Raw genomic sequence first — 2205 nt, forward strand, 5'->3', positions numbered from 1 at the left:
CGGTCGGATCGGACTGCGGAGCGGTTCGTGGCGAATCCGTTCGACGATGGTGGTTCGGTGATGTACCGGACCGGTGACCTCGCGCGGTGGCGTGCAGATGGGCAGCTGGAGTACTTGGGGCGTACCGATTTCCAGGTGAAGTTGCGTGGTCAGCGGATCGAGTTGGGGGAGATCGAGTCGGCGCTCGAGCGTGTCGACGGGGTCTCGCAGGCCGTGGTGGTGCTCGACTCCCGCGGGTCGACCGGTGACCGGTTGGTGGGATACGTGGTACCTGCGGTAGGTGTCGACCTGGCCGGCGGTGACCTGCGGACCGCGGTGTCGGATGCACTGCCGGCGTACATGGTGCCGTCGACGGTGATGGTGCTGGAAGAGTTCCCGCTCAACACCAGTGGGAAGTTGGATCGGAAGAAGTTGCCGGCGCCGGTGTTCGAGGCCCGCGCCTTCAGGGCCCCGACGACTCCGATCGAGCAGACCGTCGCCGATGTGTTCGTCGAGGTGCTCGGTGCCGGGCAGGTCGGACTCGACGACGACTTCTTCGAACTCGGTGGCAACTCGCTGATCGCGATGCGGGTGGTGTCGATGCTGTCCGCACGAGTCGACGGCCGGGTCTCGGTCCGCGACCTGTTCGACGCGTCGACGGTGGCCGGTCTCGCCGCCAGGGTCGAGCGCGCCCGCGGGGCCGGCAGTCGCGAGGCACTCGTCGCGATGCCGCGTTCGGAGCGCCCGGTCCCGCTGTCGCTGGCCCAACAGCGGATGTGGTTCCTCAACCAGTTCGACCCGGCCTCCGCGGCCTACAACATCCCGATCGCGTTGCGGCTGCGTGGCAGGCTCGATCTCGAGGTCCTCGGTGCCGCGGTCGGCGACCTCGTCGCCCGGCACGAGGTGCTCCGCACGGTCTATCCGGACACCGAGGACGGTCCGGTCCAGGTCATTCTTTCTGCAGACCAGTCGGTTCCGGACCTGACTCCGGTTCCGCTGGCTGCGGAGGACGTGCTGGCGGTGGTCGGAGAGTTCCTGTCGGACGGCTTCGACGTCACCGAGGCGGTACCGCTGCGGGTGCGGCTGTATCGGGTCGGCGAAGACGAACACGTCCTCGTCATCGCCATTCACCACATCTCCGGGGACGGCTACTCGGTCGCGCCGCTGACCCGCGATCTGATGACGGCCTATCTCGCGCGTACCGCGGGGTCCGCACCTCAGTGGGCACCGCTGTCGATCCAGTACGCGGATTACGCGCTGTGGCAGCGTCGTGTGCTCGGCTCGGAATCCGACCCGGATTCGCTGATCCATCAGCAGCTCGAGTACTGGAAGTCGGCGCTGGCCGGACTGCCGGATCAGCTGGACCTGCCGACGGACCGGCCGCGTCCCGCGGTGCAGTCGTACCACGGCGGCAAGGTGAGCGTGGAGATCGGTGCCGACCTGCACCGGGCTCTCGACGAGCTGGCCCGACACCGGAGCGCCACCGTGTTCATGGCGGTGCACGCGGCATTCGCGGTGCTGTTGGCGAGGTTGTCCGGCACCGAGGACATCGCGGTCGGCACCCCGTTCGCCGGCCGGGACGAGGCGGCGGTCGAAGACCTGATCGGCATGTTCGTCAACACCCTCGTGTTCCGGACGCAGGTCGACCCGTCGATGCCGTTCACCGATCTGCTGGGACAGGTCCGCGAAACCGATCTCGGTGCCTTCGGCAACGCCGACGTGCCGTTCGAGCGGCTGGTCGAGGTGCTCAACCCGACGCGGTCCACGGCCCGGCACCCGCTGTGCCAGGTCGGCTTCTCGTTCCACAACATGGCGGTCAGCGAGTTCGCACTGCCGGATCTCGAGATCGCACCGGTCGAGTTCGACGTCGAGGTCTCGCAGTTCGACCTGCACCTGATGGTGACCGACCTCCGCTCCGCGGACGGGGAACTGGAGGGCCTGTCGACGGTGCTGACGTACGCGACGGCACTGTTCGACGAGCAGACTGCGCAGGCGATCGTCGATCGGTTCGTGCGGGTGCTCGAGGCGGTCGTCGCCGATCCGCAGGTGGTGGTCGGGGACATCGAGTTGCTCGACGATGTGGAGTCGGGTCGGCTGCTCGGGGAGTGGAATTCCACAGGCGAGTCGGTGTCGGATGTGTCCCTGGTGGAGTTGTTCGATGCGCAGGTGGCGCGGACGCCGGATGCGCCGGCGTTGGTGTTCGAGGGCGAGACGGTCTCTTATGCG

1 protein-coding gene is annotated in these 2205 nt (G+C 67.7%); it reads left to right on the plus strand.

Features of this window, described 5'->3' with window-relative positions; all coding sequences use genetic code 11:
* Nucleotides 1–27: 27 nt before the first annotated feature.
* Nucleotides 28–2205, plus strand: a 2178-nt coding sequence (locus tag ACWDUM_RS28205; RefSeq protein WP_450136532.1) for a condensation domain-containing protein, incomplete at its 3' end; no start/stop codon positions are given.

The organism is Rhodococcus sp. NPDC003322 (genome assembly GCF_053589555.1).